The sequence below is a fragment of the Pseudomonas sp. FSL R10-1350 genome, assembly GCF_009600525.1.
Taxonomy (GTDB): Bacteria; Pseudomonadota; Gammaproteobacteria; order Pseudomonadales; family Pseudomonadaceae; genus Aquipseudomonas; species Aquipseudomonas helleri.
In genome coordinates, this window is record NZ_WIVR01000200.1 from 1 (window position 1) to 358 (window position 358).

Consider the following 358-nt stretch of genomic DNA (forward strand, 5'->3'; position numbering starts at 1 on the left):
TTCATGAAGGGTTGCCGGCCGATCCAGCTCCGCAGCTCGATCCATGTCGCCGGCATCGAGCGCAGCGGCGCGCTGCTCAATCAAAGAACGCCGATCCACCCGCGCCTCAAGCCCGGCGCGCTCCAGTGATTGGTTGGTTCGACCCTCGATCATGGCCCGTATCCACTCCACCTCTTGCGGGCCGCGCTTTACGTCGTCCAGTTCGCGGGTCTTCTCGCCCAACTGGCCCGACGCATCAAGGCGGCGCGTGGTCATCAAGATATGGACGTGGTGATTGCGGTTGTCGCCCTCTCGGTCGGGCTGGTGAACGGCCAGCGTTCCCGCTGTGCCGTAGCGATCAGCCAAGCCCTGGGCAATC

General features: G+C 64.5%; 1 protein-coding gene. It reads right to left on the bottom strand.

Translation table 11 applies throughout. The features are described 5' to 3' along the window. Nucleotides 1-345 (bottom strand): MobA/MobL family protein (locus GHO25_RS25830; protein WP_256677341.1); only part of this gene is annotated, 345 nt, incomplete at its 3' end. Nucleotides 346-358 lie beyond the last annotated feature (13 nt).